The sequence below is a fragment of the Tardiphaga robiniae genome (assembly GCF_001618955.1).
Classification (GTDB): domain Bacteria; phylum Pseudomonadota; class Alphaproteobacteria; order Rhizobiales; family Xanthobacteraceae; genus Tardiphaga; species Tardiphaga robiniae_A.
Genome location: NZ_LVYV01000001.1, coordinates 1,050,315 through 1,075,996, shown reverse-complemented (window position 1 = coordinate 1,075,996; position 25,682 = coordinate 1,050,315). Strand labels below are relative to the sequence as shown.

The window sequence follows — 25,682 nt, the reverse complement described above, 5'->3', positions numbered from 1 at the left end:
CACTCCAATTGGAGTGACTGAGGGCGCGCTCTTGCGCGAACCCGGAACCTCGTGCGGCCCTATCACTGCGAGATTCCGGGTCTGCACTGCAGCCGGCTTCGCCGACTTACGTGCATCCCGGAATGACGAGTTTGGGCCTACCGCGCCCGCCTAATCCGCACATAGAGCGCACCGGCGCCGCCGTGCCCGATATGCGCTTCCTCGAATCCCACCACCAGCGAACGAAACTCGGGCAGCCCCAGCCAGAGCGGCACCTGACGGCGCAGGATGCCCCGCTCGGATTCCGGACCGGTGGTGCGGCCCTTGCCGGTGATGACCAGCACGAAAGTCATGCCGTCATGGCTGGCGCGATGCAGGAATGCCGACAGCGCGTGATGCGCGCGCGTCTGTGTCATCCCGTGCAGATCGATCCGCGCGTCGATGTCCTTGCGACCGCGCGAAAGCTGCGAACGTTCGCGACGGCCGAGCGGCGCCAGAGGTGGCACAGGCGGCGGCGCGGGCTTTGCGGGTTTGAGGACTGCCGGCGGTGCCGAGGTCATCTTCCTGGGCGCCGCCACTTTGACAGGCGCCGGTACGTCTTCCGCGGGCTCCGACTTCACCACGCGCTTCTTGCGCAGCGGCTTGACCTGTTTGGCCACCAGCTCCCAGAGCGCGCGCTCCTCTTCGCTCAGTGCGCGGCGACGGCGCGACGCCACGGGATCGATGAGTTGCGGTGGACGTGAACGCTTCATTGCCAGGGGAAACGGAAGAGGGACTGCGGCTGCTTCGCTGCGCGACGATACACGCGGTGCCTGACTTTGGCACGTTTCGGTTTAACTTCCCGCTTCACTTCAGATTTTACTTCGGGTTTTTTCTGCGACTTGGCCTCGGCTGCGACTTGAGGCGCGACCGCAGGCCGTGCCTCCAGCAATGGCACTGTCGTAGCCGCGGCTGGCGGGGATGCCGGAGCGGGCGCGACTGCAGCCGCAGCCGGTTTTGCAGCTGGCAATGGTGTCGTCGTTGTCACGGCTGGCGCTGCGGATTTCGACGCGACCGATGTCTCAGACCTGGACGTATCGGGCTTTGCTGCAGCCTTGTTATCGATCGCGGAATTTTCGATCTTCGATGCTTCCGCAGGCTTGGGCTCGGTCTGCGGAAACAGTTTTGCTATTACTGCCGACGGCCGCGCATCGGGCAGCGGCATGTGATGGCCGCGCGCAGAGGGATCGAGACTCGTCGGCACCAGCATCACGAAGCGCGCAGGATGGCGCATCCGGCCGGCGACACGGCCGGCCTCGGCGCCGGCCCCAAAATACAGATCGGCGCGGGCCGGACCGACAATGGCCGAGCCCGTATCCTGCGCCACCATCAGGCGACGGAACGGCGTCTTTGCTGTCTCGGAATCCACCGGCAGATCGCCTTCGATGAAGAACGGTGTGCCATAGACATGCAGCGACTTGTCGACGGCGATGGATCGGCCCGGCGTCAGCGGCACGCCCTGCGCGCCGACAGCTTCATCCTTGTCGGACAACTGCACCTCGCGGAAGAAAACGTAGGAACGATTCTGCCGACGCAGTTCGCTCGCAGCATCCGGATTCTCTTCCATATATTGCCGGATACGCTGCATCGACATCTGCTCACGCGGAATAATGCCGCGATCGATCAGCACGCGGCCGACCGGCGTGTAGCGGTAACCATTATGCGCATCGTAATTGATCCGCACCGTGCCGCCGTCTTCGAGGCGCACGCGTGCCGAGCCCTGAATCTGCGTGAACAGCAGATCGGTCTGGCTCTTCAGCCAGACGATTTCGAGTCCACGCCCGGCAATCGCGCCATCCTCGATCTCACCGCGATCATAGTAAGGCACGAGTTTGCGGCGGCCGATCTTGCGAAACACATCGCCGCCATTCGGCATACTGGCAGATGACTGGCGATAGCCGCGCACAAACAGATTCGACGGGCGGCGATAGACCGGCACGGTGTAGACGTCTGTCTTCGTGCGCGAGCCGTCGATCACCGGCTCATAGTAGCCGGTGACGAAACCTTCAGGCTCGCCGAGCCGTGAGATACGCAGCGGCAGAAAATGATCTTCAAAGAAGGCGCGGGCCTTGGCGCCATCGGAAATCTCGGCAGTTCTCGCAGCCCGGCAGGGATCGCGGAGCGTGGTGCCGAGCGCCTTCGAATCAGTTGGTGGGTTGCGTTGAGCAACGATCGGCTTGCAGCTGGTGCGAAACGCTTGGAAGGCGAGGAGGTGATCGTCCTCGCTCCAGCCGGCGATATCGGTCCAATTCACCGGCGCATATTGGCTGCCTGTGAATTCGAACGGCCATTCCCGCGGCGGATTGTGCCGCGGGACATAGACAAATTGTGCGGGTTCATTCTTGACGTGCTTGGTATAGCGCCGAGCCCGTGCGTCTGCAGGGGCAGGGATCAACGCAGCAGCGATCACGCACAGCGCGGCAAGCCGGCCGAGCCTGGCAGCGTTATTGCACGCTGCCAGTGCCAACCAGCTTCCAGTTCGGATCGCGCGAAGTGATGTCGCGGGCAAAGGTCCAGACGTCGGTGATGTCGCTGACCTTGTCGGCATTGCCGTCGACCACAGCGCCGGTCTTGTCGCGCGTCACCGAGATCATCTGCGACACGAAACGCACGGTGAGCTGCGCCGCGCGATCGCGCACTTCGGCGCCGACGAGTTCAGCCTTGTCGATCGAAACGAAGCGGGTCTCGGTCTTCTGCTCGTTCTTCTCGCGATCCTTGATGACGGCGTCGAACGAGTCGAACACTTCCGATGACAGCAGGTCCTTCAGCGACCGACGATCGCCATTGGCAAAGGCCAACACGATCATCTCATAGGCGCCCTTCGCGCCGGTGATGAAATGGCGCGGATCGAACGACGAATCCTGGTCGACGATGGCATCGAGACCGGCGGCGAGCGGCGTGCCCGGTTCGGTGATGCCCTTCCAGCGCTCGGCGGGAGAGACGTCGGCGGCCGGTGCCGGCGCAGCCTGATCGATGGGACCGCCAGGCATCGGCACGACATTGCCTTCGGGCGGAAGAGCATCACGCGCGGCGCGGTCGAAGGGCGGACGCTCCTCGCCGGTGCGCTGTCCGAGCACGTTGCGCAGGCGGATGAAAATAAAGACCGCCAGTGCCAGGAAGATGATGGTGTAAATGTCCACGTCTTATTGCTTTCTGATCGGTGCCGGGCATGCCCGGCGGAAGACTATGCCGCCCATCGCGGTTCTGAAATCGGCTCCCGCAAGGTCGGGAGATCGCGTCATGGGCGAACCTGCTTCATGTAGACATGAAACTAAGCCCAGCCAATGGCGCGCCATCGTGTCCGGCTGCGGCAAAGCGGCCTTCGCACCGGCAGCCTCGACCGCAATCGTTTCGATAAATTCTAGCGCGTTTGTCCGGCAGAGGAAATCGGATCGAACGAGGAAAACCCGCACTTTCAGTCATTTAACGTGAATTCGGGGCGAATATGACCGGTTTTGCACCTGGATGCCCAAGCGGTGGGTCAAACCAGCGTTTTTCTAGCGTCCAGGTTGTGGCGTGGCATCCTTGTCGAGTGCCGCAGGCCTATGATAGCCACTCGCCGCGATCACCTCATTCGACCGTTCGCGCGGACGCCCGCGACGAACCGGTTCCACCCGCCCGGCAGCGCTTCAGGAGAATTTTCGATGGCAAACGGCAACGGCACCCCTCCGGAGCAGTCCCCCCCCCAGCTTAATGTGCTGGCGCAATACACCAAGGATCTTTCCTTCGAGAATCCAAACGCCCCGGCCTCGCTGGCACCGCAGGCCCAGCAGCCGAACATCAATATCCAGATCAATGTCGGCGCCAACAATCTCTCCGAGAGCGAATATGAAGTGACGCTGTCGGTCGAGGGCAAGGCCGAGAACGCCGGCTCGGTGCTGTTCTCGTTCGAACTGGCCTATGCCGGCGTATTCCGCATCGTCAACGTGCCACAGGAAAACCTGCACCCGCTGGTCATGATCGAATGCCCGCGCCTGCTGTTCCCGTTCGCGCGCGAAATCATCGCCACCGCGGTGCGCGATGGCGGCTTCCCGCCGCTGATGCTCGATCCCGTGGATTTCGTCGGTCTGTACCGGCAGAACCTGGAACGTCAGGCTCAGGCCGACGCTGGTCCGGCAAACTAAGTTCGGGTGCTCCAAACAATAAGCTTACGTCATGGCCGGGCTTGTCCCGGCCATTGTCGTTTTACGACGGCGTTCCCAGAAACTCGTTCCAGATTGCCTTCTCGCCCATCGTTGCGACAAAGGCGCGGTGCTCGGCGCGATCGGCTTCGGTCACGCGCAGCGCAAGTGCGATCTCGCGCTGGCGGCGCGGCGCATCATTGATGCTGCCGGTGCGCTGCGCAGGCGCCTCGTCTGCCAGGATCAGTTGCGACTGCCGGGCGCCAATGAGGTCGATATAGACTTCCGCCAGCAATTCGGAGTCGAGCAGCGCGCCATGCTTGGTGCGGCGGGAATTGTCGATCGCATAGCGGGCGCAGAGATCGTCGAGCTTGTTCGACACACCGGGATGCTTGCGGCGCGCCAGCAGCAGCGTGTCAACGAGACGCTCGCGCGGCACCGGCGGGCGCTTGATGCGATCGAGTTCGGCATTGATGAAGCCGAGGTCGAACATGCCGTTATGAATCACCAGCGGCGAATCGCCGATGAAGGCCATGAAGTCGTCGACCACTTCGTGAAACAGCGGCTTGGTCGACAGGAACTCGGCCGACAGCCCGTGCACGTTGAACGCTTCCTGAGGCATGTCGCGCTCGGGATTGACGTAAACGTGAAAAGTCTGGCCGGTCGGCATCCGGTTGAAGATTTCGAGGCAACCGATTTCCACCAGCCGATCGCCCCGGAGGGGATCGAGGCCGGTGGTTTCGGTATCCATGACAATTTCGCGCATCGAAGTAGACCGGTTGTCGAATCAGGAGACGGTCAGGACCGCCGTTGTGGCATCTTAACAGCCTCGGCGAGAATTTCACGGATCTGCTCCCGCACGGGGTCCAATCCGTTCGATGTATCCACCACGAAGTCGGCGCGCTTGCGCTTTTCTGCGTCAGGCAGTTGCCGGGCCAAGATGGCGTCAAGCTTCTCGGCCGTCATACCCTCGCGCGCCAGGATACGCTCACGTTGCTGTTCGGGATTGGTCGACACCACGACCACGGCATCGACGCGTTTTTCGCCACCGGTTTCATAGAGCAGGGGCACATCGACCACTGCCACCGGCGTACCCGACTTCTCTGCATCATCCAGGAATTTCCTGTGATAGGCGCCGAGCAGCGGATGCACGATCTGCTCGAGCCTCTTCATCGCGGCAGCATCGTGCACTACCAGCGGCGATAGCTTCGCACGATCGACCTTGCCATTCACGGTGGTTCCGGGAAACGCCGCCTCGATCAGCGGTGCAGCTTCGCCCTCATAAATCATGTGCACGGTGGCGTCGGCGTCATAGACCGGCACGCCGGCTTCCATGAACAACTTCGCCGTGGTGGATTTCCCCATTCCGATCGAACCGGTCAGCCCCAATACGCGCATCAAGTCCTCATAAAAATCAGATCGCGATCATCTCTTCGCCGCGCAGGAAACTCAGCAGCGGCAGTAGTGGCAGACCTAGAATGGTGAAGTGATCGCCTTCGATCAGCTCGAACAGATGCACACCCAGACCTTCGAGCTGATAGGCGCCAACACTCGTCATCACCTTGTCGCCCGCAGCGTCCAGATAGGCGTTGATCGCCACATCATCCAGCTTGCGCATGGTCATATGCGCCACGGAAACATTAGAGAACAACGTCGCGCCATCGCAAACGACGGCAAGCGCTGAGTGCAATTCGTGGGTCCGGCCGGCGAGGATCGCAAGTTGTTCGGCCGCCTGTTCGCGTCCGACGGGTTTGCTGAACATCCGGTCGCCCAGCGCCAGGATTTGATCGGCGCCAAGAACATAGCGACCGGGATGACGCAGCGAGATAAAGGCTGCCTTCCGCTCGGCGAGCAAGGCTGCGATCTCGCCCGGCGCCTTCAACCCGGATTTCTGCTGGATGCCGCGCTCGTCGATATCTGCAGGCACCGCATCAAACGTAATGCCAGCATTCGCCAGCAACTCACGACGCGCCAAACTCTGCGACGCCAGGATCAGCGGTTGCACGCCGCACCAAATGGTCATTCGGACATCCTCTGACGCTGGCGATCGGCCAGCAGTTTCATGATGGCTGCCGCGGTTTCCTCGATGGAGCGACGTGTCACTTCCAGCAGGGCCCAGCCATATCTGGCGCTGAGCTTGCGCGCATATGTCACTTCATCGGTGACTGACTGGCGATCGATGTATTCGTCATTAGTCGTATCGCTGCCAATGCTCAGAAGCCGGTTCTGGCGGATCTGAATCAAGCGCTCCGGCGTCGCGTGCAGGCTGACCACCAGCGGATTTTTCAACGTCTCAAGCTGATGGGGAATGGGGATGCCGGGGACGAGCGGCACATTGGCCGTGCGCACACCACGATTGGCAAGATAGATCGAGGTTGGCGTCTTCGACGTGCGCGATACGCCGACGAGAACCACGTCCGCTTCTTCGAGGCCTTCCACATGCTGGCCATCGTCATGCATCATCGAATAATTCAGCGCGTCGATACGTTTGAAATATTCGGCATTGAGCGTGTGCTGCGCGCCGACGCGACCGGTGGTCGACGCACCGAGATAGGCCTGAAAGAGCTGCATCACCGGCCCGATGATCGACAGGCTCGGGCTGTTGATCTCCTGGCACTTGGCTTCCAGTCGGCCGACGAGATCTTTTTCCAGCAGCGTAAAGAGAACAATGCCGGGCGCTTCCTCTATTTCGGAGAGCACGCGATCGAGTTGTTTCTGGCTGCGGACCAGAGGATAGACATGCTCGACCGGCGTGACATTCGCATATTGCGCAGCGACGGCGCGGGCCACGGTGATCAATGTCTCACCAGTCGAATCGGAGACCAGATGAAGATGAAAATAGCTGCCGGTGGTGGGCACCATGGTCGTGTATGTCCTGTGAATCTCTGTGGAGCTTTTCCGGGATATCGACCACCACCGCTGCGGGCCCGGGATAACTCGGTTTTTTCTTCACAGGCCTCATGAAGAGGAAAAACTCTGAGGCTGCCTGGAATGATAATGGGGTTATCCAGGTTTGTCTTGGGATAATCCAGTGCACGGCGACGGTAAGCCTTTGCGCTGCATATCGAACTTGCATGCGATCGGCTGTCGGAAAATCACGCGGGGATGTGCATAAGCGTGGGACAGTTCCGGGATTGTTTTGGGCGGCTGAAATCCACTGTCACTTAGACTCAAACCTAAGATTCTATAAATATTATTTAAGAGAAGGATGGCTTGCGGATAGTGCGGTGATCCGCTCTGTATCGGCGTGTCCTGCAACGCGGCTTTCCGGTGAAATGTTCCGGTCTCAGCAAGTGCGATGTGACGCAGTGATGCTGGAAAGAACTTTCGAATGTATGAATGGGCCAAGGCGTTGCATGTGATCGCCGTCATCTCGTGGATGGCGGGCATGCTCTATCTGCCGCGACTGTTCGTCTATCACTGCGATGCGGAGATCGGCTCGAAGCAATCCGAAACCTTCAAGGTGATGGAGCGTCGCCTGCTCAAGGCGATCATCAATCCGGCGATGATCGCCACCTGGATCCTCGGCCTGTATCTCGCCTGGGCCGGTCACTGGTTCAGTTCAGGATGGTTTCACGCCAAACTGACGCTGGTGCTGCTGATGTCCGGCGTTCATGGCTTCCTGAGTGCCCGGGTCCGTGATTTTGCTCAGGACAAAAATACGCGGAATTCGAAATTCTATCGAATTATCAACGAGGTACCGACCGTTTTGATGATCCTGATCGTGATTTTGGTGATCGTGAAGCCGTTCTAGGCCAAATTTCTCATCACAACCGCCGTTTCGGCTCCTTGCGCGACACCCTGCGATTTTCTATATTCGCGTCATCCCACCCCACGCAGGCGGATGTGGTTTGCACCGGTTTTTCTTTTTGAACCGGCCACCGCATCAGGTTTGAAGCCCCTTCAGCACCTTCCTCGCTCAAGACTTCCTGACCAGAGACCTGCGGACTTTCCTGATCTTTTGCAGCGTCCGCATCCGTCTCGGCCACCTCGCGCTCCCTCCCCGACTTTCCACAGGACACCTCCCAATGCGGGAAATGAAACTCCAGGACCTCAAGGCCAAGACGCCAGCCGAGCTTGTCTCGTTTGCGGAAGAGCTCGGGGTCGAAAATGCCAGCACCATGCGCAAGCAGGAGCTGATGTTCGCAAGCTTGAAGCAGCTGGCGATCAAGGAAACCGACATCATCGGCGAAGGCGTCGTCGAGGTTCTCTCCGACGGCTTCGGCTTCTTGCGGTCGCCCGATGCGAACTACCTGCCGGGCCCGGACGACATCTACGTCTCGCCGTCGCAGATCCGCCGCTTCGGCTTGCGCACCGGCGACACCGTCGAAGGCCACATTCGCAGCCCGAAGGAAGGCGAACGCTATTTTGCGCTGCTGAAGGTCAATACGCTCAACTTCGAGGATCCCGAGAAGTCGAAGCACAAGGTCAATTTCGACAACCTCACCCCGCTATTCCCGGATCAGCGCTTCCGCCTCGAGCTGGAAGATTCGACCCGCCGCGATCTCTCCGCGCGTGTCATCGACATCGTCGCGCCGATCGGCAAGGGCCAGCGCGCACTGATCGTCGCGCCGCCGCGTACGGGTAAGACCGTGCTGATGCAGAACATCGCGCATTCGATCACGGCGAATCATCCGGAATGCTATCTGATCGTTCTTTTGATCGACGAACGTCCGGAAGAAGTCACCGACATGCAGCGTTCGGTGAAGGGCGAAGTCGTCTCGTCGACCTTCGACGAACCGGCTGTGCGTCACGTCCAGGTCGCTGAAATGGTCATCGAGAAGGCCAAGCGTCTGGTCGAACACGGTCGCGACGTGGTCATCCTGCTGGATTCGATCACCCGTCTCGGCCGTGCCTACAACACGGTGGTCCCGTCGTCCGGCAAGGTGCTGACCGGTGGCGTTGATGCCAATGCGCTGCAGCGTCCGAAGCGTTTCTTCGGTGCGGCCCGTAACGTGGAAGAAGGTGGTTCGCTGACCATCATCGCCACCGCGCTGGTCGATACCGGCTCGCGCATGGACGAAGTCATCTTCGAAGAATTCAAGGGCACCGGTAACTCGGAACTCATTCTGGACCGCAAGGTCTCGGACAAGCGGACCTTCCCGGCGATCGACATCTCCCGTTCGGGCACGCGCAAGGAAGAGCTCATCACCGATCCGCAACTGCTCAAGAAGATGTACGTGCTGCGCCGCATCCTCAATCCGATGGGCACCATGGACGCCATCGACTTCCTGCTCGACAAGCTGCGCAACACCAAGAACAACTCGGAATTCTTCGATTCGATGAATACGTAAAGTTCGGGCTGTTCGAGCGAACAGCTTCAGGACTGCAAGAACGCCGTTGCGAAAGCAGCGGCGTTTTTTTGTTTCGGTCGTTCACCACTCACTGTCATTCCGGGATGCACGTAAGTCGGCATAGCCGACTGCAGTGCAGACCCGGAATCTCGATCTGTTTTGAACATCCCGGGATTCTTAGCCACCCCAATTGGAGTGGCTAAGGTTCGCTCGCAGCTGGCGCTGCGCTCGCCCCGGAATGGCAGCGGGGGACGGATGGTCAGCTTCAGAATCCCGTTGCGTCATGTCATCCGCATCGGCAAATAGGCGATGCATCCACGCGACCAGACGATCTACGCATTGTCCTCCGGCCGTCCGCCGACGGCGATCGCCATCGTCCGCGTGTCGGGTCCACTGGCGGGACAGGTCTTGGAGTGTTTGGCGAAGAAACTACCGGCGCCGCGGTTGGCGACCCATGTTCTGCTGTTTGACGAGAAGCTCGGCCCGATCGACGATGCGGTGGTGCTGTGGTTTCCGGGGCCGGCGAGCGCGACAGGGGAAGATGTCGCCGAATTTCATATCCATGGCGGACGCGCTGTACTGGCTTCCTTGTTTGGAGCGCTGGCGGCGATCGATGGTTTGCGGCTGGCGGAGCCGGGCGAATTCACCCGTCGCGCGTTCGAGAACGGAAAGCTCGATCTGACCGAGGCGGAAGGCCTTGATGATCTGATCCATGCCGATACCGACCGGCAGCGGCGCCAGGCGCTGCGGCAGCTCAAGGGACTGCTTGGCGATAGGGCTCGGAATTGGCGACAGCAGATCATCGAGGCGCTGGCCCTGGTCGAAGTCGGCATCGATTTTTCTGACGAAGGCGACGTATCCGCCGAATTATTGGCGCCGGCTTTGGCGAAAGCATCGGCGTTGCATCGGGAAATCGAGGACGCGCTGGCGGCACAGGGTCGAAGCGAGCGGTTGCGCGACGGTCTGGTGGTGGCCATCGCCGGCCAGCCCAATGTCGGGAAATCGACGTTGATGAACCAGTTGGCGCGGCGCGATGTGGCAATTGTATCACCGCATGCCGGCACCACCCGGGACGTCATCGAGGTGCAGCTCGATCTTGACGGTTATCCGGTGACGATCATCGACACGGCCGGCATTCGCGAGACGGCAGATCCGGTGGAGGAAGAGGGCGTACGCCGGGCGCGGGCTCGGGCGGCCGAAGCGGATCTGGTCCTGTGGCTGGTCGACTCCAGCGCAGAGGCGTCCAATCCAGAACAATGGCTGACGGAATCTGAAACACCGGTCTGGGTGATCCGGAACAAGGTCGATCTGGTCCAGACTGCCTCGGCCGGGCCAGACCTGTTGATCGCCATCTCTGCAGAGCGCGGCGATGGCCTCGCACAACTGTTGGCCCTGCTTGTCGATTTTGCCGGTCGATACTTCGGGAGCGGCGAGGCCGGGCTGATTACCCGGGAGCGGCAGCGTCTTTTGCTGCGCAGCACGTCGGATTTGCTGCAGCATGCTGCAGCGTCGGCTGAGCAAGGCGAAGAATTCGTTGCCGAGGATATGCGTGCTGCAGCGCAGCAATTAGGGCGCTTGCTCGGGCGGGTGGATGTGGAAGATATCCTCGATAGCATCTTTCGGGACTTTTGTATAGGTAAGTAATATTTCTTCATTCATTATTTAATATAATGAATATAAAATCATTTTTTGTGCGGAATGGCAAATGCGGAGAAATTTCGGTCGTCAGTGCGGCCGGGGCGAAGCAATCCAGAAGATCACAAGTGCGGGTGACTGACTCGCAAAAGACCAGGCTATTCGTTGCAGGCGTGCGCCACGCAATGACGGCTAAAGCAGATTGTGTTTCACGTGAAACAATCCTGCCTCTCAGATCCTCTTCAGAGGGCATCCATTGTTTCACGTGAAACAATGCCTGTGGATTTCTCTTCAATCCCGGCTGCACCCGCGCTAAAAGCTGCGGCCATGCAGGACAAGTTTGACGTTATCGTAATCGGGGGAGGTCATGCCGGCTGCGAGGCCGCAGCTGGTGCTGCGCGCATGGGCGCGCGGACTGCATTGGTGACGCACGAGTTCGCGACCATTGGCGCGATGTCCTGCAATCCTGCCATCGGCGGTCTCGGCAAGGGCCATCTGGTCCGCGAGGTCGATGCGCTGGACGGGTTGATGGGCCGCGTGGCCGATGCCGGCGGCATCCAGTTCCGCATGCTCAACCGAAAGAAGGGCCCGGCCGTTCGTGGCCCGCGCACCCAGGCGGACCGCAAGCTTTATGCTGCAGCGATGCAGGCGGCGATCGTGGCGACCGAGAATCTGAGCGTGATCGAGGGCGAGGCCGACGACCTGCTGATGTCAAATGGCCGGGTCATCGGCATCCGTCTTGCCGATGGCCGCGAACTCTCTGCCGGATCAGTGGTCATCACTACTGGCACCTTTCTGCGCGGGTTGATCCATCTCGGCGAGAAGAACTGGCCCGCCGGCCGGATCGATGAAGCTCCCGCACTCGGCCTGTCCAAGGCCTTCGAGGGTGTCGGCTTCACCCTCGGACGGCTCAAGACCGGCACGCCACCGCGGCTCGATGGGACCACCATCGACTGGGCCGGGGTCGAGATGCAGTCTGCCGACGATCCGCCGGAGCCGTTTTCGGTCATGACCGATCGGATCACCAATCCGCAGATCCAGTGCGGCATTACGCGCACCACACCGGCGACCCATGAGGTGATCCGGGCCAATGTGCATCGTTCGCCGATGTATTCCGGTCAGATCAAGAGTTCAGGTCCCCGTTATTGCCCGTCTATCGAGGACAAAATCGTCCGCTTTGGCGATCGCGATGGCCACCAGATCTTCCTGGAGCCGGAAGGCCTCGATGACTCCACGGTCTATCCCAACGGCATCTCGACCTCACTGCCCGAGGAGGTTCAGGTGGCGATCCTGGCCTCGATCCCCGGTCTGGAGCGGGTCCGAATGGTCCGCCCGGGCTATGCGATCGAATATGACCATATCGATCCCCGCGAACTCGATCCGACCCTGCAGACCAAGCGCATCGCGGGCCTGTTTCTGGCCGGGCAGATCAATGGCACCACAGGATACGAAGAAGCCGCCGCCCAGGGTCTCGTCGCCGGTCTGAATGCCGCTTTGGCAGCGAGCGGTAGCCAGTTGACCGTGTTCGACCGAGCTGACGGCTATCTCGGCGTGATGATCGACGATCTGGTCACCCGCGGGATTACCGAGCCCTATCGGATGTTCACCTCACGGGCGGAATACCGGCTCACACTGCGTGCCGACAACGCCGATCAGCGCCTGACCGACAAGGGTATCAGCTTGGGATGTGTCGGCAGCGCTCGTTCGGTCCGCCATGGCGCCAAGATGGAAGCCCTCGCCGTCGGCAAGACGCTCACGCAGGCGCTTTCGATCACTCCTAACGGGGCGGTGAAGCATGGTCTGGTGCTTAATCACGACGGTCAGCGTCGCACTGCTTTCGACCTCCTGTCCTATCCAGAGACCGAATGGGCCACGGTGACCCGGATCTGGCCGGAATTGTCGGCCATTGACCCAGCGATCGGCACTCATATCGAGATCGATGCCAAATATGATGTCTATCTGAAGCGTCAGACCGCTGACGTCGAGGCCTTCCGCCGTGACGAGGGTCTCTCGCTGGTGGATGTCGACTATGATGCGGTCCCCGGACTGTCCAATGAGGCCCGGGCAAAGCTCAAGGCAGCGCTTCCACATACCGTGGGGCAGGCGGGACGTCTGGATGGTATGACCCCGGCGGCGCTGGCCATTCTCGCGGCCTATCTTCGCCGCGAAGCGCGGAAGCCGAAGGCTGCCCGGGCCTACCTGGTTGTTTCACGTGAAACAGGAAGCTGAAATCAACGCGGCTCTGTTGAAGATGGCTTCGTTGGACGGCGGGGCCAAAAGGCAACAGCTGCGACGGCCACCGTAAAGAGGATCACGGCGACGATTGTCTGGACCACATCGAAATTGAGTGCATCACGCGAGACGAATAGCGCAGTGATAGGTGCTGCCAGCATCAGGAAAAGCCGTACGATCACATTCATGGTCATCTGCCTCCAACGATGATTTATTGGAGGCCGGACTCGTCCCGCTCGCATTGATCCTGGTCAACTCACTGTCCTGAATCCTCTAGATTGCAAACCCCTGCGCTCTCAGCTGCATTCAGCTGGTCATCAGAGGCGCCGAACAAGTTGTACAGGACAGCATAAGGATCAGCAGTCGCTTCTCGACCTCGAAGTGCCGCCAGCCGGGTTGATCCTGTACGGGAGTCGAGCTGACGAAGATCTCGAACGGCCATCCATACGCTTCAAATGTCGCGATCACCGGTCGGCCTTTGGCCGACCATTGATAGATGGCGAAGCTCTCGGTTTCGCCGAAGTGCTTCCAGATCAGCCCGGCAGCCGCGGATAGATTGGCGGCGCAACAGACGATATCGATGTCACTGTTGGATCGGGCGACGTCGAGCGGCAGCGTGCCGACCACATGCGGGTCAAACGGTTCAAGGATGCCGAGCAGGCCGATGCGTCGAAGGGCCTCCTGATAGGTCGGTCGCTCATTCATCGGCAATCCCCGCCCGGATTCGTCGCCTCAATCCGGCAATTTGATAGCGGCAGCAATGGACTCAGAGTATGGATGGGTCCCAACAGCTTTTCAGACAATCCAATGGCCCAACGATCCCAGCAAGCTGCTCCCGCACCCCGGCTCGATGCCGACAAGGCTGCGGCCCTGCGGCTGACACCTGTTTCACGTGAAACGGAGGGCAGGCTCGATCGCTATGTGGATCTCCTGCTCCAGTGGCAGGCCAAGACAAATCTGATTTCGCCGGCCACGCTTCCAAATCTCTGGACGCGTCACATCTCGGATTCGCTGCAGCTTCTGAACCTCGCGCCTTCAGCGAAGACCTGGCTCGACTTCGGCAGTGGTGGAGGTTTCCCCGGCGTGGTTCTGGCCTGTGCCATGGGTGATGTCGCAGGCGGACGTGTTCATCTCGTCGAGCGTAACGCCAAGAAGGCGGCATTCCTGCGCGAAGCGCTGCGAGTGACGCAAGCCCCAGGCACAATTCATCTGGCTGACATCGGGGATAATGTGGATAGATTTCCCGAGCATGTCGATTGCATCACCGCGCGTGCCGTTGCCTCGTTACATATCGTCATCGGTTTCGCCGAGCCCCTGATGAAGCCGGGCACAAAAGCCTTATTTCTCAAGGGTCAAGATGTAGAATCGGAATTGACCGAAGCTACTAGATATTGGAATATAAGCCCGCGCCTGCATGCCAGCCTGACCGGCGGACAAGGCTGGATCGTCGAACTCGACCGGATCGAGCGATTGACCCCGTCCGCAAACCAAAATGGCCACACCAATGACCGTAATTGATCAGCAATATCAAGAGCATACGTCAAATACGGTGCCTGGCCATCCGCGCATCCTGGCCCTGGCCAACCAGAAGGGCGGCGTCGGCAAGACGACGACTGCGATTAATCTCGGCACCGCACTTGCCGCGATCGGCGAGCGCGTGTTGATCGTCGATCTCGATCCGCAGGGCAATGCGTCGACCGGTCTTGGCATCGATCGCCGCAATCGCAACTGCTCGACCTATGACGTGTTGATCGGCGAAGCGCCGCTGCGCGATGCCGTCGTCGTCACCGCCGTGCCGCGTCTGCACATAGCCGCCTCAACCATGGATCTGTCGGGCCTCGAGCTTGAACTCGGTTCGGCCCGCGACCGCGCCTTCCGGCTGCGCGATGCGATCGGCGAGTTGAACAACAATGTCTCGCCGGGCTCCGACTATACTTACGTGCTGATCGATTGCCCGCCATCGCTCAACCTTCTCACCGTCAATGCCATGGCCGCGTCGGATGCGATTCTCGTTCCGCTGCAGTGTGAGTTCTTCGCGCTCGAAGGTCTGTCGCAATTGCTGCAGACCGTGGAGCAGGTGCGCTCGACGCTGAACCCGAACCTGTCGATCCATGGCATCGTGCTGACCATGTTCGACTCGCGCAACAACCTGTCAAATCAGGTCGTCGCCGACGTACGCGAATTCATGGGCAGCAAGGTCTATGAGACGATGATTCCGCGCAACGTCCGCATTTCGGAAGCGCCGTCCTACGGCAAGCCGGTGCTGGTCTATGACCTGAAGTGCTCGGGCTCCGAAGCCTATCTGCGGCTCGCGACCGAAGTGATCCAGCGCGAGCGCGACCTGCGCACCGCTCACTGAGCAAGTAGGGTGGGCAAAGCACAGTGTGCCCACAACAGCGGATGGCAAACGATAATGGCAGGCACGGCGCAAGTGCGCCTTTGCCCAGCCTGTAACCGAATTTCAAGTTTGAGTACGGAGTGGCGCGATGAGTTCGAAGGGATTGGCGATGGCTGATGAAGCGCGTTCGCGGCTGGGCCGCGGTCTTGCAAGTCTGATCGGCGATGTCGGTGGCGAAGCCGCGCATGTCGAGCGTCCTTCGCGCAACCAGCGCAAAGTGCCTATCGAATTTCTCAAGGCCAATCCGCGCAATCCGCGGCGGGCCTTTGCGGATGCGGAGCTCAGCGAACTCGCGGCGTCGATCAAGCAGCATGGCGTGATTCAGCCGATCGTGGTGCGGCCGGTGAAGGGTAGCAACGATCGCTTCGAGATCATCGCCGGCGAACGCCGCTGGCGCGCGTCGCAGATCGCCGGTCTGCATGAAGTGCCGATCGTGCCGCTCGACGTGACGGATTCGGCCGCGATGGAAATCGCGATCATTGAGAACGTCCAACGCGAAGATCTCAATGCGATGGAAGAGGCGCAAGGCTATCATGCGCTCGCCGAGACCTACAAACACAGCCAGGACGAGATCGCGAAAATCGTCGGCAAGAGTCGCAGCCATGTTGCCAACATGATGCGCCTCACCAAGCTGCCGGAGGACGTGCAGGGCCTGATCGCTTCCGGTCAGTTGTCCAACGGTCATGCCCGCGCGCTGATCAACCTGCCGGACGCATCGAGCGCCGCGAAGCGGATCATCGCCGAGGGGCTGAACGTTCGTCAGACCGAAGCACTCGCGCATGAAGAGGGCGTGCCGGAGCGTGCGCCGCAGAAGCCACGCACCTCGTCTCCCAAGGCGGCGAAGGATGCCGATACGATCGCGCTGGAGAAACGGGTTAGCGACGTGCTCGGGCTGAAAGTGTCGGTGGATCACCGTGATCCCGGCGGCACCGTGATCATCAAGTATCGTGATCTCGATCAGCTCGACGAAATTCTGAAGCGGCTGGATTCGGAGAGCTAACCGCGTCGCCTTGCATTCACGGCAATCGACATCAACGCCCTCTGTGCGATCACCGCGCCGAGGGCGTTTTGCTTGCGCACGTCGAGAGCAGCGACGGCAAGCTGGTCGATGATGTTGACCAGCCGCTGCGCCGAGAAATTTCGCAGCGCTGCTTCCACCGTTCCCTTGCGGGAAAAATGCAGCCGCGGAAATCCGCTTTCCACGGCTGCCGATGCCGAACTACCAGCCTCGACCAGCAGGCTCGCCTTGTGCAGCAGTGCGGCCTGACGCTGCGCGGCCATCATGATCATGCCGGGGTAAGTCCCGGCGATCATCGCCTTGTTGAACTCGACTTCGACGGCCGTCGGATTTCCGGCAAAGGCGCCGTCGACAATCGGATCGATCTTCAGTTCGGACGCGTCGGCAACGACGGCCATCACATCGTCGAGCGTGACTTCGCCGGTACCATGCGCATAGAGCGTCAGCTTGCGGAGTTCATTACGCGACGCCTGCCGATCGCCGCCAAGCAGCGACATCAGTGTGGCGCGTGCGTCGGCCGCCATGCGGAGATTGGAGACGCGGAGTTCTTCGTCGATGAGCTTTGCAAGGTCGCGCTCGGTGTCCGGATAGCAGGCGATCGCCACCGCGGTCCTGGCCTTCTCGCAGACTTTCCGCAGTGGCGATTCCGGCCGAAGCTCACCAGCCTCGATCACGATGCGGCAGTCCTTGATGTCGGAGTCGGCGAGCGTATCGACGCCGCTGGAAAAATTCTTCAAACCTGCGCGCACGCGGATCGCCCGCCGCCCGCCGAACAGGGGAACCGTCATGGCTTCTTCGACGAGACGAGACGGCTCGGCGGCTAAATCATCGCCGTCCATGCGAACCAGCGAAAATGGATCATTGGGATCGTCGACCGCAGATTTCATCAGCGCATCGGCGCGTTCGCGGACGAGTCCAGCGTCAGCTCCGTAGAGCAGAATGATCGGCCGGCCGGCATCCGGCCGCGCCAGAAACGTGTCGATGTCTTTTCCGCGGAGCGCGACCACGCGAGGTGCTTAGGTGCCGGCGTAGAAGAACGACGCCAGACGGGTATTGATGTTGTCGGCGATCTCACCGGCCGCACGGTCTTCGGCGTCCCGATAGGCGCGCGCGCGAGCGAAGCGCTGCAGCTGGCCGGGGATGTCATAAGTGACGCGGGAGAAGGTGCTGCCGGTCAGGACCTGCTTGCCGGTGGCGATCTCGATCAGACCATAGGTCGCATCGATGCCGTAGTTTTCGCTGGTCGGCAGCGCGGTATTCGGATCGACGATCAGCGAGGTCCGGCTCGGATTGAAGCGGATCTTCAGCTGATAGGTCGGCGGCAGACCGGTGGCGCTGCCATACATCTTGAACATCAGCGCATTGCGGATGTTCACGCCGACGCGGGCCTGCGGCGATGCATTGGGATATTCCAATGGCGGAACTTCGACGCCCTGCAGCTTCTCGCGCAGGCCGGGTTTGCCGTCGCCACGCTCGGCATACATCGGCTGGAAGCAGCCGGCCGTCAGCGCCGCCAAGGTGGCGACGACCATGAGCCGGGCGGCAATGCGGGATTTAGCCGACAACATTCACGATCCTCTGGGCGACGACGATGACCTTCTTGACGGGCTTGCCGTCCAGCGCTTGTTTTACAGCATCGAGTGCCAGAGCGGCAGCCTCAATTTCCGGGTTCGTCGCTTCCCGGGCCACTGTGACTTCTCCACGTTTCTTACCATTGACCTGTACCGGCAGGGTCATGGTGTCTTCAACTAGCAGATTGGGCTCGATTTGCGGCCAACGGGCTTCCGAGATCATGCCCGATTGCCCCAGCACGCCCCAGCATTCCTCGGCCAGGTGCGGCATCATCGGCGCAAACAGTTGAACAAGGATGACCGAGGCCTCGTGCAGCGCCCAGCAGACATCCGGGGCGGGGGTTCCCGGACGCGCCAAAGCTTCGCCCAGCACATTGGAAAATTCGCGGATATGGGCGAGGCAGACATTGAAATGCAACTTTTCGATCTCGGTCGAGACCTTGCTGAGCGCGCCATGAGCGGCCTTGCGGATCGCCAGCGCATCAGGGCCGAATTCAGCCGGCCGGGCTGCCGGCGCCGACTTGCCGTGGGCGGCCGATTCGTTGATCTGCCGCCACAGGCGCTGCACGAAACGCGAGGCGCCCTTGACGCCTTCCTCGCTCCAGATCACGTCGCGGTCCGGCGGCGAATCCGACAACATGAACCAGCGGGCGGTATCGGCGCCGTAGGTGCCTATGATGTCGTCGGGATCGACCGTGTTGCGCTTCGACTTCGACATCTTTTCGATCGCGCCGATGGTGATGTCTTCGCCGCTCGCGATCAAAGTAGCCCTTCGAGGCGAAGTATCGACCTGATTCTCGGCCATGATCGACTTTGACAAACTAGGAATCGACACTTCGACCAAGTCTGCCTTGACGGTCTCAATTAATACTTCGGCTGGTGACACAAAGCTGCCGTCCTGCTTCTTGTAGGTCTCGTGAACCACCATGCCCTGCGTGAACATGCCGGCGAACGGTTCGTCGAAATTGACGTGCCCGGTCGCCTTCATCGCGCGGGTGAAGAAGCGGCTGTAGAGCAGATGCAGGATCGCGTGCTCGACGCCGCCAATGTACTGATCCACCGGCATCATGCGATTGGCGACAGACGTTGTTGTCGGCTCGGTCGTGTTCCACGGATCGGTGAAGCGCGTGAAGTACCAGGACGAGTCCACGAACGTGTCCATGGTATCGGTTTCGCGCCGCGCATCCGCGCCGCAATTCGGGCACTTCACGTGCTTCCAGGTCGGGTGATGGTCCAGCGCATTGCCCGGCTTGTCGAAGGAGACGTCCTCCGGCAGCACGACCGGCAGGTCCTTGTCCGGCACCGGCACGATATCGCAAGTCGGGCAGTGGATGATGGGGATCGGGCAACCCCAATAGCGCTGCCGTGAGATACCCCAGTCGCGCAGGCGGAAATTGATTTCGCGCTTGCCCCAGCCGTCCTTCTCGAAGATTTCGAGCGACCGCTTCATGGCTTCTTCGCAGGTCATCACGCCGGGCTCGCCGACCCAGCGGATATACTGCACGGTGTCGGTCTTGGCCGGCACGAAGGCGACATCGCCGACCCGCTCGTCGCTGCCGACCGGCACGAATACGTCGAGCACGGGCAGGTCGTACTTGCGGGCAAAGTCGAGATCGCGCTGGTCGTGCGCCGGGCAGCCGATGATGGCACCGGTGCCGTAATCCATCAGTACGAAGTTCGCGATGTACAGCGGCAGCGTCCAGGACGCGTCGGCAGGATGCGTGACCTTGATGCCGGTGTCGAAGCCGAGCTTCTCGGCGGTGTCGATCTCAGCTTGCGAGGTGCCCATGCGGTGGCATTCCTCGATGAAGGCGGCAACCTTCGGATCCCTCTCGGCCAGCGCTTTCGCTAGCGGATGGTCCGGCGAGATCGCCGAGAAGGTCGGGCCATACATCGTGTCCGCGCGGGTCGTGAAGACGGGCAGCTTGTCGAAGCCGGCGGGCGCGCCGATCAGTCCAAACTGGAAATGCAGGCCTTCCGACTTGCCGATCCAGTTGCGCTGCATCAGGCGCACCTTGTCGGGCCAGCGGTCCAGCGTATCCAGTGCGCTGAGCAGCTCGTCGGAATATTTGCTGATCTTGAAGAACCACTGGGTCAGCTCGCGCTGCTCGACCAGCGCGCCGGAGCGCCAGCCGCGGCCGTCGATCACCTGCTCATTGGCCAGCACGGTATGATCGACCGGATCCCAATTCACTTTGGACTTCTTGCGCTCGGCCAAACCTGCCCGCATGAAATCGAGAAACATCTTCTGCTGATGCTTGTAGTAGGTGGGGTCGCAGGTTGCGAATTCGCGCGACCAGTCCAGCGACAGACCCATGGTCTGCAGCTGCTTCTTCATCGATGCGATGTTCTCATAGGTCCAGGCCTTCGGGGCGACCTTGCGCTCGATGGCGGCGTTTTCGGCGGGCAGGCCGAAGGCATCCCAGCCCATCGGATGCAGCACGTTCTTGCCTTGCGCGCGCTGGAAGCGCGCAACCACGTCGCCCATCGTATAGTTGCGGACATGGCCCATATGGATGCGCCCCGACGGATACGGGAACATCTCGAGCACGTAATACTTCTCGCGCGGATCGTCGTTCTTGGTGGCGAAGATCGCCTTGTCGTCCCAGACGCGCTGCCAGCGCGGTTCGGTCTCGCGGGCGTTGTAACGTTCGTTGCTCATGGGATTAGGCAGTCTGTTCCGAGGCTTATGAGGCCGGGGACTAGGCCATGAAGCAGGATTCCGGTCAACCGGCTAAAGCTGTTTCGGTCGACTCGACATGCACGGCGAGTGCCCCAACTGTGGCAATTCTGTGACTCACGCCGAGATTCCTAACGAAACGTTAAATAGCGGATATTCCAACGCGTATCTCGCCCTAAGGTTGTTCTTTGAGCCGGGAGGAGGGTGTGGTGGCGAAGACAGTGAAAAAGGCACGCAAGGTAACAAAGGCAAAAAAGAAAAAAGTCGCAAAGGCCAAAACGGTCAAGCGCAAAGCGAAGAAGACCGTGCGAGGCGCCAAAGCTGGAGCCAGGACATCTAGCAAGACCACCGTCAAAAAGTCGGTGAAAGCGAAGCGACCGACTGCAAAGACACAGAAGACTGTGGCGAAAAAGGCGGCATCGAGGCCGAAAGCCGAGACTACTCGGGCGCCTCGACCGGCGAAGCCCTCAGTTGCTCCGGGTAAATTCCTCGAGAAATCACCTGTTTTGATTAATCTGCCGAATGCTGCTTCAGCAGCACCAGCCGCAGTCGCTCTAAGGCCCACGCTCGCTCAGGCAGTTACGCGCTGCGTGAATGATTATCTGCAAAGCGTCGAGCCGGAATGGAATGATGACGGCGGTGGCAATGACAAGACGCTGGGCGACCTTCATGTCCATGTGGCTCTATTCTTGGCCGGCGTTGCCGAGTGTCTTGAGAAGTTCGGCTATACGTTCGACGCGACCAGCCTGGGGCAAACAGTACACAGCGACACGACTGTTTCGGAAGCCAAGCAAGAAATCAGAGACGCCGCAGGCCCAGTTAAGGGGGCAACCAAATGAAGCGGAGCCTGCTTGGAGGGCTTTTTGTAGTGCTCGCAACACCCGGCATTGCTGCGGCTTTCAATTTTCCGGCTCCGTCCGAAATCTGTGAGGGTGGCGTCGTAAGCAAAGCTAAACTGGCGAAGGCCATGATCATTCAAAGCCCTGACGCGAAGAATCTCTTTATCAATGCGGATGACGGCGCGACGAGACCGGCTGAATTCAAGCCTCAATGGCGGCGGATATTTCTTGATAAGCAGTTTTGCGTAGGGGATCCTGGATGCGAAGGACCATCGATCACTGAAAAGCCGGTTAACGGGAAGCCCGTGATTGACGACACGGCCGCAAAGAAAACGCTGCGGAATCTGCGTGAGGGATTTGCCGATGCGATGGAAACCTCGGTCAACGGCCGATACTACTCCATGCCCAATTCGACCATTGGTCTTAAATATCTCAGCGCCTCGGACAACACGGTGATCAAGTGTGTGGGCCCGGACTACCCCGTCGCTGAAAAGCCCTACAAAATTGCCTTGCCTGTTCGTTTGCGCGCGAACTCGGATGACCTTGGGATCGACAGGAACGATCAAAGACCAGAAGTGAAGAGTGTGTTTCCGAGGGTAAAGCCAGCGACGATAACTTATACGCAAGACGGTGTGGCCAGGACGAACGTCGCGCGTATGCAGGCTGCGATTGGCTATCCGATTCAGATCCCGCGTCCTGACAGCTTTCGTTATTTTGACGGAGAAATCGTTCCTTTTATTTCGGCTACCCAAACAATTACAAAAGCAGCCGGAAAGCCCTCAGTCTATTCCGACAGCAACACGGTGGCGGCAGGAGCTCTGCTGAACATCGAAGGAATTCTGAAGGGTGTCGCCAGCGGTGTCGACAACACGCTTTCAGCAAAGCCGCAATATATTTGGAACACCAAAGACAAGAGTGAGATTGCGAATTTGAATTTCATCTACACGCCCTACATACAGGGGCAATTGCGGCTTAATACCGATATTAGAATTGGTCACTTGGGCAACGCCGGATGGCTGACGCCCCTCTTCGACGTCCGAGATTACATCGGCGAGTATACAAACGTCGGGATCGATCCAGTTCAAGCTCTCGCAAATCAGTCGTACCATCGTGGCGGTACGAGATTCGGCTTTTCTTATGCCTCACCGCAATCATACGGGCACTTCGTTCTCAACGTCACGGAAACCTTGCTTTACGGATTCTCGGGTAGCCTCAGGCAACTTGATCTGTTCGAAACCGACCTGTCATTCTATTTTGATAGCACAAGTAATTTTGCGTTCACGCTCGCATACAGCAAGGGACGGAACGTAGACACAGCCGAACGCGTTCAGATGTGGACCACGGGTCTCTCCGCCAAATTCTAACGCTCACCCCGCCAGCGACACGGCCGTGCCATATGCCCGGACGAAGCCGTGCTCTACCACGGTGTTGCGGCCACGCCGTTTGGCGGCGTAGAGCGAGGCATCGGCTGCCTCGATCAAATCGTTTGCCGTCTCCAGCGCCGCTGGCGTTGCCGAGGCCACGCCTACACTGACCGTGACCCGCTGATGTGCGCTGGTGGCGTGGGAGACTGACAGGTTCCAGATTGCCGCGCGGACCATTTCGCCGATCTGGATGCCGCGGGCGACCTCGGTGCCCGGCAGCAGCAGGCAGAATTCCTCGCCGCCATAGCGCCCGGCAAAGCCCGAGCAGCGATCGGCCAGGCTGGAGAGAGCTTCGCCGACGCGTGCCAGGCAAGCATCGCCCTCGGGATGGCCATAGGTGTCGTTGAAGAGTTTGAAGTGATCGACGTCGATCATCAGCAGCGTCAGATGGTCGCCGGACTGCTGGGCCTTCAGCCATTCGAAATCGAGGCGACTCTGGAAGCCGCGCCGATTGGCCAGGCCAGACAGCATATCGATTGAGGCGAGCACGGTGAGCTGTTCGTTGCTGGCGCGCAATTCACGTTCGCGGCCACGTAGTTGCGCTGCCATGCCGTAAAATGCACGCGCCAGGGGCACGAACTCGGCCGGCAGCGTGTTGCGCGCAACGCGCGCCGACCAGTCACCGCGGCCAAACCTCTTCGCCATGGTCTCCATCATCTGGATCGGTTTGATGATCAGTCGCTCTGCAACCACCAGCGCGCCAAGCAGAACGAACAGGCAGACGAAAGCGAGCTGCAGATAGGCCGTACGGATCTCGTGATTGGCAACGGCCGAGACCCGGGCTTCATCGACGCTGACGATCAGTTGTGCGCCAGTGCCCGGGATCGTCGCGAATGATACGGCACGCTGCGAACCATCGCTGGCGCTGAATGACAGCGAACCAGTCTGCTTGTCCGTATTACGCAAATGCGTTTCGATCATTGGCAGTAAAGCGAGGTCTTCCATTGGGCGACCAATCGCGCTGGCGTCGGTCGGGGGCGCTGCAAGCACGGTGCCCGCATGATCGACCAGCAGTGTCGTGACGCCGGGCCGGTCGCCGAGATTGCCCATGATCTTCGACATCCAGTCGAGATTCACCGCCGCCAGAACCACGGCATCGTCGTCCTTGGTCAGGCCCGGTGCGAGATAGGCAGCCATCACCGTCGGCTGATTCGTGAGACGACTGAAGAGGTAGTCGCTGACGACGAATTCGCCTGTCTCGACGGCCTTCTTGAAATAGGGGCGATCGCTGAAATCGAATCTCTGCTCGATGACTTCCGGCCAGGTTGAGCATCTGGCAATACCGTCCGCACCGGCCACCGTCAGGCTGCGCAGCCACGGCATGTCGCCGCGGAGGCTTGCCCGCATGATGGCGCAGCTGCGATTGACCTGAGCGGCCGACGTATAGATGTAGGCGGATGATTTCAGCACGGCCTCGATCGAGGCGAATACCTCGCGCTGCGCATCGGCGCTGTGCTGGGCGACGCCAGCGAAATCACGCGCGGCCATTGCGATCTGGTGGGTACGCGTCGCATCGAGTGATCGAATTCGCTCCGCCATTAATGGCCCGACCAGAATGAGGGCCAACAGGACCAGTCGAGCGCGAATACCGAGAGCTCCCCTGAGCCTCGCTTTATTGCGGTTAATACCGATGCGTGACATCTTCGATCCCTAAGCCCCGCGGACATAGGTACTCCAAAGCCTTCAAAAAGCCTTTCCCGGATTCGTTAAACTGCAATGGATCTCAAGAAAGTTCGCGCCTTGGTTGAAAATAAATCCGTGCAAGAGTCGTCGGGCGTAACGCCTTCTTTACCAACTGACGGACTCGCATCGGTCGAGTACGATATCTTCCGCGCGTGCAACGAAGCACGGCGGGATCGCAGTTCTGTGACATTGATCGCGGTGTCGAAGACCTTCGAGGCTGACGTAATTGCACCCGTGATCCAGTCCGGTCAGCGTGTATTCGGCGAAAATCGCGTCCAGGAGGCAAAATCCAAATGGCCTCCGCTGATCGCCACTCAACCCGCGATTGCGTTGCATCTGATCGGGCCTTTGCAGTCCAACAAGGCCAAGGAAGCGGTCGCCTTGTTCGATGCAATCCACTCGGTCGATCGCCCGAGCATTTGCGAAGCGTTAAGCAAGGAGATGAAGGCGCAGCAGCGGACGCCGCAGCTGTTCGTACAGCTCAACACCGGTGAGGAGCCGCAAAAGGCCGGTATCGCGCCGGGCGAGGCCGATGATTTCATCGCCCGTTGCCGCGATACCTACGGGCTGACGATTTCCGGACTAATGTGCATTCCGCCGGTTGACGATGCGCCGGCCCCGCATTTCGCGCTCACCGCCAAGATCGCTGCACGCAACGGGCTCACGCAATTATCCATGGGAATGAGCGCTGACTTCGCCATCGCCATCCAGTTCGGTGCCACTCATGTGCGCGTCGGCTCGGCGATCTTCGGACGTCGCTAGGCCATCG

General features: G+C 60.2%; 25 protein-coding genes. 11 read left to right on the top strand and 14 right to left on the bottom strand.

The window, feature by feature from the left end; translation table 11 throughout:
- Positions 1-137 precede the first annotated feature (137 nt).
- From A4A58_RS05030 to A4A58_RS05020, 3 genes are read right to left on the bottom strand one after another with little or no spacing between them, the layout of a single operon-like run.
- Complete coding sequence (locus tag A4A58_RS05030; protein WP_068730235.1) at positions 138-731, bottom strand: Smr/MutS family protein; 594 nt, start codon at positions 729-731, stop codon at positions 138-140.
- Positions 728-2,485, bottom strand: a complete 1,758-nt coding sequence (gene mltA, locus A4A58_RS05025) for a murein transglycosylase A (RefSeq protein ID WP_433993604.1) — start codon at positions 2,483-2,485, stop codon at positions 728-730. The genes A4A58_RS05030 and mltA overlap by 4 nt, the downstream gene beginning before the upstream one ends.
- Positions 2,463-3,158 (bottom strand): Tim44/TimA family putative adaptor protein, encoded by a 696-nt coding sequence (locus tag A4A58_RS05020; RefSeq protein ID WP_068730234.1) that lies wholly within the window; start codon positions 3,156-3,158, stop codon positions 2,463-2,465. The genes mltA and A4A58_RS05020 overlap by 23 nt, the downstream gene beginning before the upstream one ends.
- Before the next feature lie 504 nt (positions 3,159-3,662).
- Here A4A58_RS05020 and secB point away from each other — a divergent pair.
- Positions 3,663-4,142, top strand: coding sequence for a protein-export chaperone SecB (gene secB, locus A4A58_RS05015; protein WP_068730233.1), 480 nt, complete (start codon positions 3,663-3,665; stop codon positions 4,140-4,142).
- A 61-nt stretch (positions 4,143-4,203) separates the two neighbouring features.
- Here secB and dnaQ read toward each other — a convergent pair whose 3' ends face one another.
- From dnaQ to A4A58_RS04995, 4 genes are read right to left on the bottom strand one after another with little or no spacing between them, the layout of a single operon-like run.
- A complete protein-coding gene (gene dnaQ, locus A4A58_RS05010; protein ID WP_068730232.1) occupies positions 4,204-4,905 on the bottom strand; it encodes a DNA polymerase III subunit epsilon in 702 nt (233 codons plus the stop codon).
- A 32-nt stretch (positions 4,906-4,937) separates the two neighbouring features.
- Positions 4,938-5,537: a dephospho-CoA kinase gene (gene coaE / locus A4A58_RS05005; RefSeq protein ID WP_068730231.1), complete on the bottom strand. Its 600-nt coding sequence runs from the start codon at positions 5,535-5,537 to the stop codon at positions 4,938-4,940.
- Positions 5,538-5,553: 16 nt separating this feature from the next.
- On the bottom strand, positions 5,554-6,162 hold the full coding sequence (locus A4A58_RS05000) for a Maf family protein (protein WP_068730230.1): 609 nt from the start codon (positions 6,160-6,162) through the stop codon (positions 5,554-5,556).
- On the bottom strand, positions 6,159-6,998 hold the full coding sequence (locus A4A58_RS04995; protein WP_068730474.1) for a pyruvate, water dikinase regulatory protein: 840 nt from the start codon (positions 6,996-6,998) through the stop codon (positions 6,159-6,161). Before A4A58_RS04995 ends, A4A58_RS05000 begins: the two co-directional genes overlap by 4 nt.
- A 472-nt stretch (positions 6,999-7,470) precedes the next feature.
- Between A4A58_RS04995 and hemJ the strand changes: the two genes are divergently transcribed.
- On the top strand, positions 7,471-7,893 hold the full coding sequence (gene hemJ, locus A4A58_RS04990; RefSeq protein WP_068730229.1) for a protoporphyrinogen oxidase HemJ: 423 nt from the start codon (positions 7,471-7,473) through the stop codon (positions 7,891-7,893).
- 13 nt (positions 7,894-7,906) lie between these two features.
- Here the strand turns inward: hemJ and A4A58_RS30170 are convergent, their stop codons facing one another.
- Entirely contained in the window at positions 7,907-8,128 is a 222-nt protein-coding gene (locus tag A4A58_RS30170; RefSeq protein ID WP_139069781.1) for a hypothetical protein, read from the bottom strand.
- 39 nt (positions 8,129-8,167) lie between these two features.
- Here A4A58_RS30170 and rho point away from each other — a divergent pair, with 39 nt between their 5' ends.
- The 3 genes from rho to mnmG all read left to right on the top strand — a co-directional run bounded on the left by rho (position 8,168) and on the right by mnmG (position 13,297).
- Positions 8,168-9,433: a transcription termination factor Rho gene (gene rho, locus A4A58_RS04985; RefSeq protein ID WP_068730228.1), complete on the top strand. Its 1,266-nt coding sequence runs from the start codon at positions 8,168-8,170 to the stop codon at positions 9,431-9,433.
- Between the two features lie 309 nt (positions 9,434-9,742).
- The gene (gene mnmE / locus A4A58_RS04980) at positions 9,743-11,077 is read left to right on the top strand and encodes a tRNA uridine-5-carboxymethylaminomethyl(34) synthesis GTPase MnmE (RefSeq protein ID WP_068730227.1); all 1,335 of its coding nucleotides are present in this window, start codon (positions 9,743-9,745) and stop codon (positions 11,075-11,077) included.
- A 318-nt stretch (positions 11,078-11,395) separates the two neighbouring features.
- On the top strand, positions 11,396-13,297 hold the full coding sequence (mnmG, locus tag A4A58_RS04975; protein ID WP_068730226.1) for a tRNA uridine-5-carboxymethylaminomethyl(34) synthesis enzyme MnmG: 1,902 nt from the start codon (positions 11,396-11,398) through the stop codon (positions 13,295-13,297).
- Between the two features lie 2 nt (positions 13,298-13,299).
- Here the strand turns inward: mnmG and A4A58_RS04970 are convergent, their stop codons facing one another.
- Both A4A58_RS04970 and A4A58_RS04965 read right to left on the bottom strand, forming a co-directional pair.
- Positions 13,300-13,488: a hypothetical protein gene (locus A4A58_RS04970; protein WP_068730473.1), complete on the bottom strand. Its 189-nt coding sequence runs from the start codon at positions 13,486-13,488 to the stop codon at positions 13,300-13,302.
- 118 nt (positions 13,489-13,606) lie between these two features.
- Positions 13,607-14,005 carry a DUF4269 domain-containing protein gene (locus A4A58_RS04965; protein WP_068730225.1) on the bottom strand — a complete coding sequence of 133 codons (399 nt, stop codon included), beginning with the start codon at positions 14,003-14,005 and terminating at the stop codon, positions 13,607-13,609.
- A 102-nt stretch (positions 14,006-14,107) separates the two neighbouring features.
- Here A4A58_RS04965 and rsmG point away from each other — a divergent pair, with 102 nt between their 5' ends.
- From rsmG to A4A58_RS04950, 3 genes are all read left to right on the top strand, one after another.
- Positions 14,108-14,818, top strand: coding sequence for a 16S rRNA (guanine(527)-N(7))-methyltransferase RsmG (rsmG, locus tag A4A58_RS04960; protein ID WP_068730224.1), 711 nt, complete (start codon positions 14,108-14,110; stop codon positions 14,816-14,818).
- Complete coding sequence (locus A4A58_RS04955) at positions 14,805-15,659, top strand: ParA family protein (RefSeq protein WP_068730223.1); 855 nt, start codon at positions 14,805-14,807, stop codon at positions 15,657-15,659. Before rsmG ends, A4A58_RS04955 begins: the two co-directional genes overlap by 14 nt.
- A 148-nt stretch (positions 15,660-15,807) precedes the next feature.
- Positions 15,808-16,698: a ParB/RepB/Spo0J family partition protein gene (locus A4A58_RS04950; protein WP_068730222.1), complete on the top strand. Its 891-nt coding sequence runs from the start codon at positions 15,808-15,810 to the stop codon at positions 16,696-16,698.
- Here the strand turns inward: A4A58_RS04950 and holA are convergent.
- The 3 genes from holA to leuS are packed head-to-tail and all read right to left on the bottom strand — an operon-like array spanning position 16,695 to position 20,949.
- A complete protein-coding gene (gene holA / locus A4A58_RS04945; protein WP_068730221.1) occupies positions 16,695-17,723 on the bottom strand; it encodes a DNA polymerase III subunit delta in 1,029 nt (342 codons plus the stop codon). The genes A4A58_RS04950 and holA overlap by 4 nt on opposite strands.
- Before the next feature lie 9 nt (positions 17,724-17,732).
- The gene (locus A4A58_RS04940; RefSeq protein WP_068730220.1) at positions 17,733-18,284 is read right to left on the bottom strand and encodes an LPS assembly lipoprotein LptE; all 552 of its coding nucleotides are present in this window, start codon (positions 18,282-18,284) and stop codon (positions 17,733-17,735) included.
- Positions 18,271-20,949 carry a leucine--tRNA ligase gene (gene leuS, locus A4A58_RS04935; protein ID WP_068730219.1) on the bottom strand — a complete coding sequence of 893 codons (2,679 nt, stop codon included), beginning with the start codon at positions 20,947-20,949 and terminating at the stop codon, positions 18,271-18,273. The genes A4A58_RS04940 and leuS overlap by 14 nt, the downstream gene beginning before the upstream one ends.
- A gap of 227 nt (positions 20,950-21,176) precedes the next feature.
- Here leuS and A4A58_RS04930 point away from each other — a divergent pair, with 227 nt between their 5' ends.
- Complete coding sequence (locus A4A58_RS04930; protein WP_139069780.1) at positions 21,177-21,806, top strand: hypothetical protein; 630 nt, start codon at positions 21,177-21,179, stop codon at positions 21,804-21,806.
- A complete protein-coding gene (locus tag A4A58_RS04925) occupies positions 21,803-23,170 on the top strand; it encodes a hypothetical protein (protein ID WP_068730217.1) in 1,368 nt (455 codons plus the stop codon). Before A4A58_RS04930 ends, A4A58_RS04925 begins: the two co-directional genes overlap by 4 nt.
- A gap of 3 nt (positions 23,171-23,173) precedes the next feature.
- Here A4A58_RS04925 and A4A58_RS04920 read toward each other — a convergent pair whose 3' ends face one another.
- Complete coding sequence (locus A4A58_RS04920; RefSeq protein ID WP_068730216.1) at positions 23,174-24,871, bottom strand: diguanylate cyclase domain-containing protein; 1,698 nt, start codon at positions 24,869-24,871, stop codon at positions 23,174-23,176.
- Positions 24,872-24,946: 75 nt separating this feature from the next.
- On the opposite strand from A4A58_RS04920, the gene A4A58_RS04915 reads away from it, so the two are divergent.
- Positions 24,947-25,675, top strand: a complete 729-nt coding sequence (locus A4A58_RS04915) for a YggS family pyridoxal phosphate-dependent enzyme (RefSeq protein ID WP_081421708.1) — start codon at positions 24,947-24,949, stop codon at positions 25,673-25,675.
- Positions 25,676-25,682: the final 7 nt, after the last annotated feature.

Coding starts and splice junctions, on each gene's coding strand:
- A4A58_RS05030 (WP_068730235.1), bottom strand. CDS start 731: ATGAAGCGTTCACGTCCACCGCAACTCATCGATCCCGTGGCGTCGCGC.
- secB (WP_068730233.1), top strand. CDS start 3,663: ATGGCAAACGGCAACGGCACCCCTCCGGAGCAGTCCCCCCCCCAGCTT.
- dnaQ (WP_068730232.1), bottom strand. CDS start 4,905: ATGCGCGAAATTGTCATGGATACCGAAACCACCGGCCTCGATCCCCTC.
- coaE (WP_068730231.1), bottom strand. CDS start 5,537: ATGCGCGTATTGGGGCTGACCGGTTCGATCGGAATGGGGAAATCCACC.
- A4A58_RS05000 (WP_068730230.1), bottom strand. CDS start 6,162: ATGACCATTTGGTGCGGCGTGCAACCGCTGATCCTGGCGTCGCAGAGT.
- hemJ (WP_068730229.1), top strand. CDS start 7,471: ATGTATGAATGGGCCAAGGCGTTGCATGTGATCGCCGTCATCTCGTGG.
- rho (WP_068730228.1), top strand. CDS start 8,168: ATGCGGGAAATGAAACTCCAGGACCTCAAGGCCAAGACGCCAGCCGAG.
- mnmE (WP_068730227.1), top strand. CDS start 9,743: ATGCATCCACGCGACCAGACGATCTACGCATTGTCCTCCGGCCGTCCG.
- mnmG (WP_068730226.1), top strand. CDS start 11,396: ATGCAGGACAAGTTTGACGTTATCGTAATCGGGGGAGGTCATGCCGGC.
- A4A58_RS04970 (WP_068730473.1), bottom strand. CDS start 13,488: ATGAATGTGATCGTACGGCTTTTCCTGATGCTGGCAGCACCTATCACT.
- A4A58_RS04965 (WP_068730225.1), bottom strand. CDS start 14,005: ATGAATGAGCGACCGACCTATCAGGAGGCCCTTCGACGCATCGGCCTG.
- rsmG (WP_068730224.1), top strand. CDS start 14,108: ATGGCCCAACGATCCCAGCAAGCTGCTCCCGCACCCCGGCTCGATGCC.
- A4A58_RS04955 (WP_068730223.1), top strand. CDS start 14,805: ATGACCGTAATTGATCAGCAATATCAAGAGCATACGTCAAATACGGTG.
- A4A58_RS04950 (WP_068730222.1), top strand. CDS start 15,808: ATGGCTGATGAAGCGCGTTCGCGGCTGGGCCGCGGTCTTGCAAGTCTG.
- A4A58_RS04940 (WP_068730220.1), bottom strand. CDS start 18,284: ATGTTGTCGGCTAAATCCCGCATTGCCGCCCGGCTCATGGTCGTCGCC.
- leuS (WP_068730219.1), bottom strand. CDS start 20,949: ATGAGCAACGAACGTTACAACGCCCGCGAGACCGAACCGCGCTGGCAG.
- A4A58_RS04925 (WP_068730217.1), top strand. CDS start 21,803: ATGAAGCGGAGCCTGCTTGGAGGGCTTTTTGTAGTGCTCGCAACACCC.
- A4A58_RS04920 (WP_068730216.1), bottom strand. CDS start 24,871: ATGTCACGCATCGGTATTAACCGCAATAAAGCGAGGCTCAGGGGAGCT.
- A4A58_RS04915 (WP_081421708.1), top strand. CDS start 24,947: ATGGATCTCAAGAAAGTTCGCGCCTTGGTTGAAAATAAATCCGTGCAA.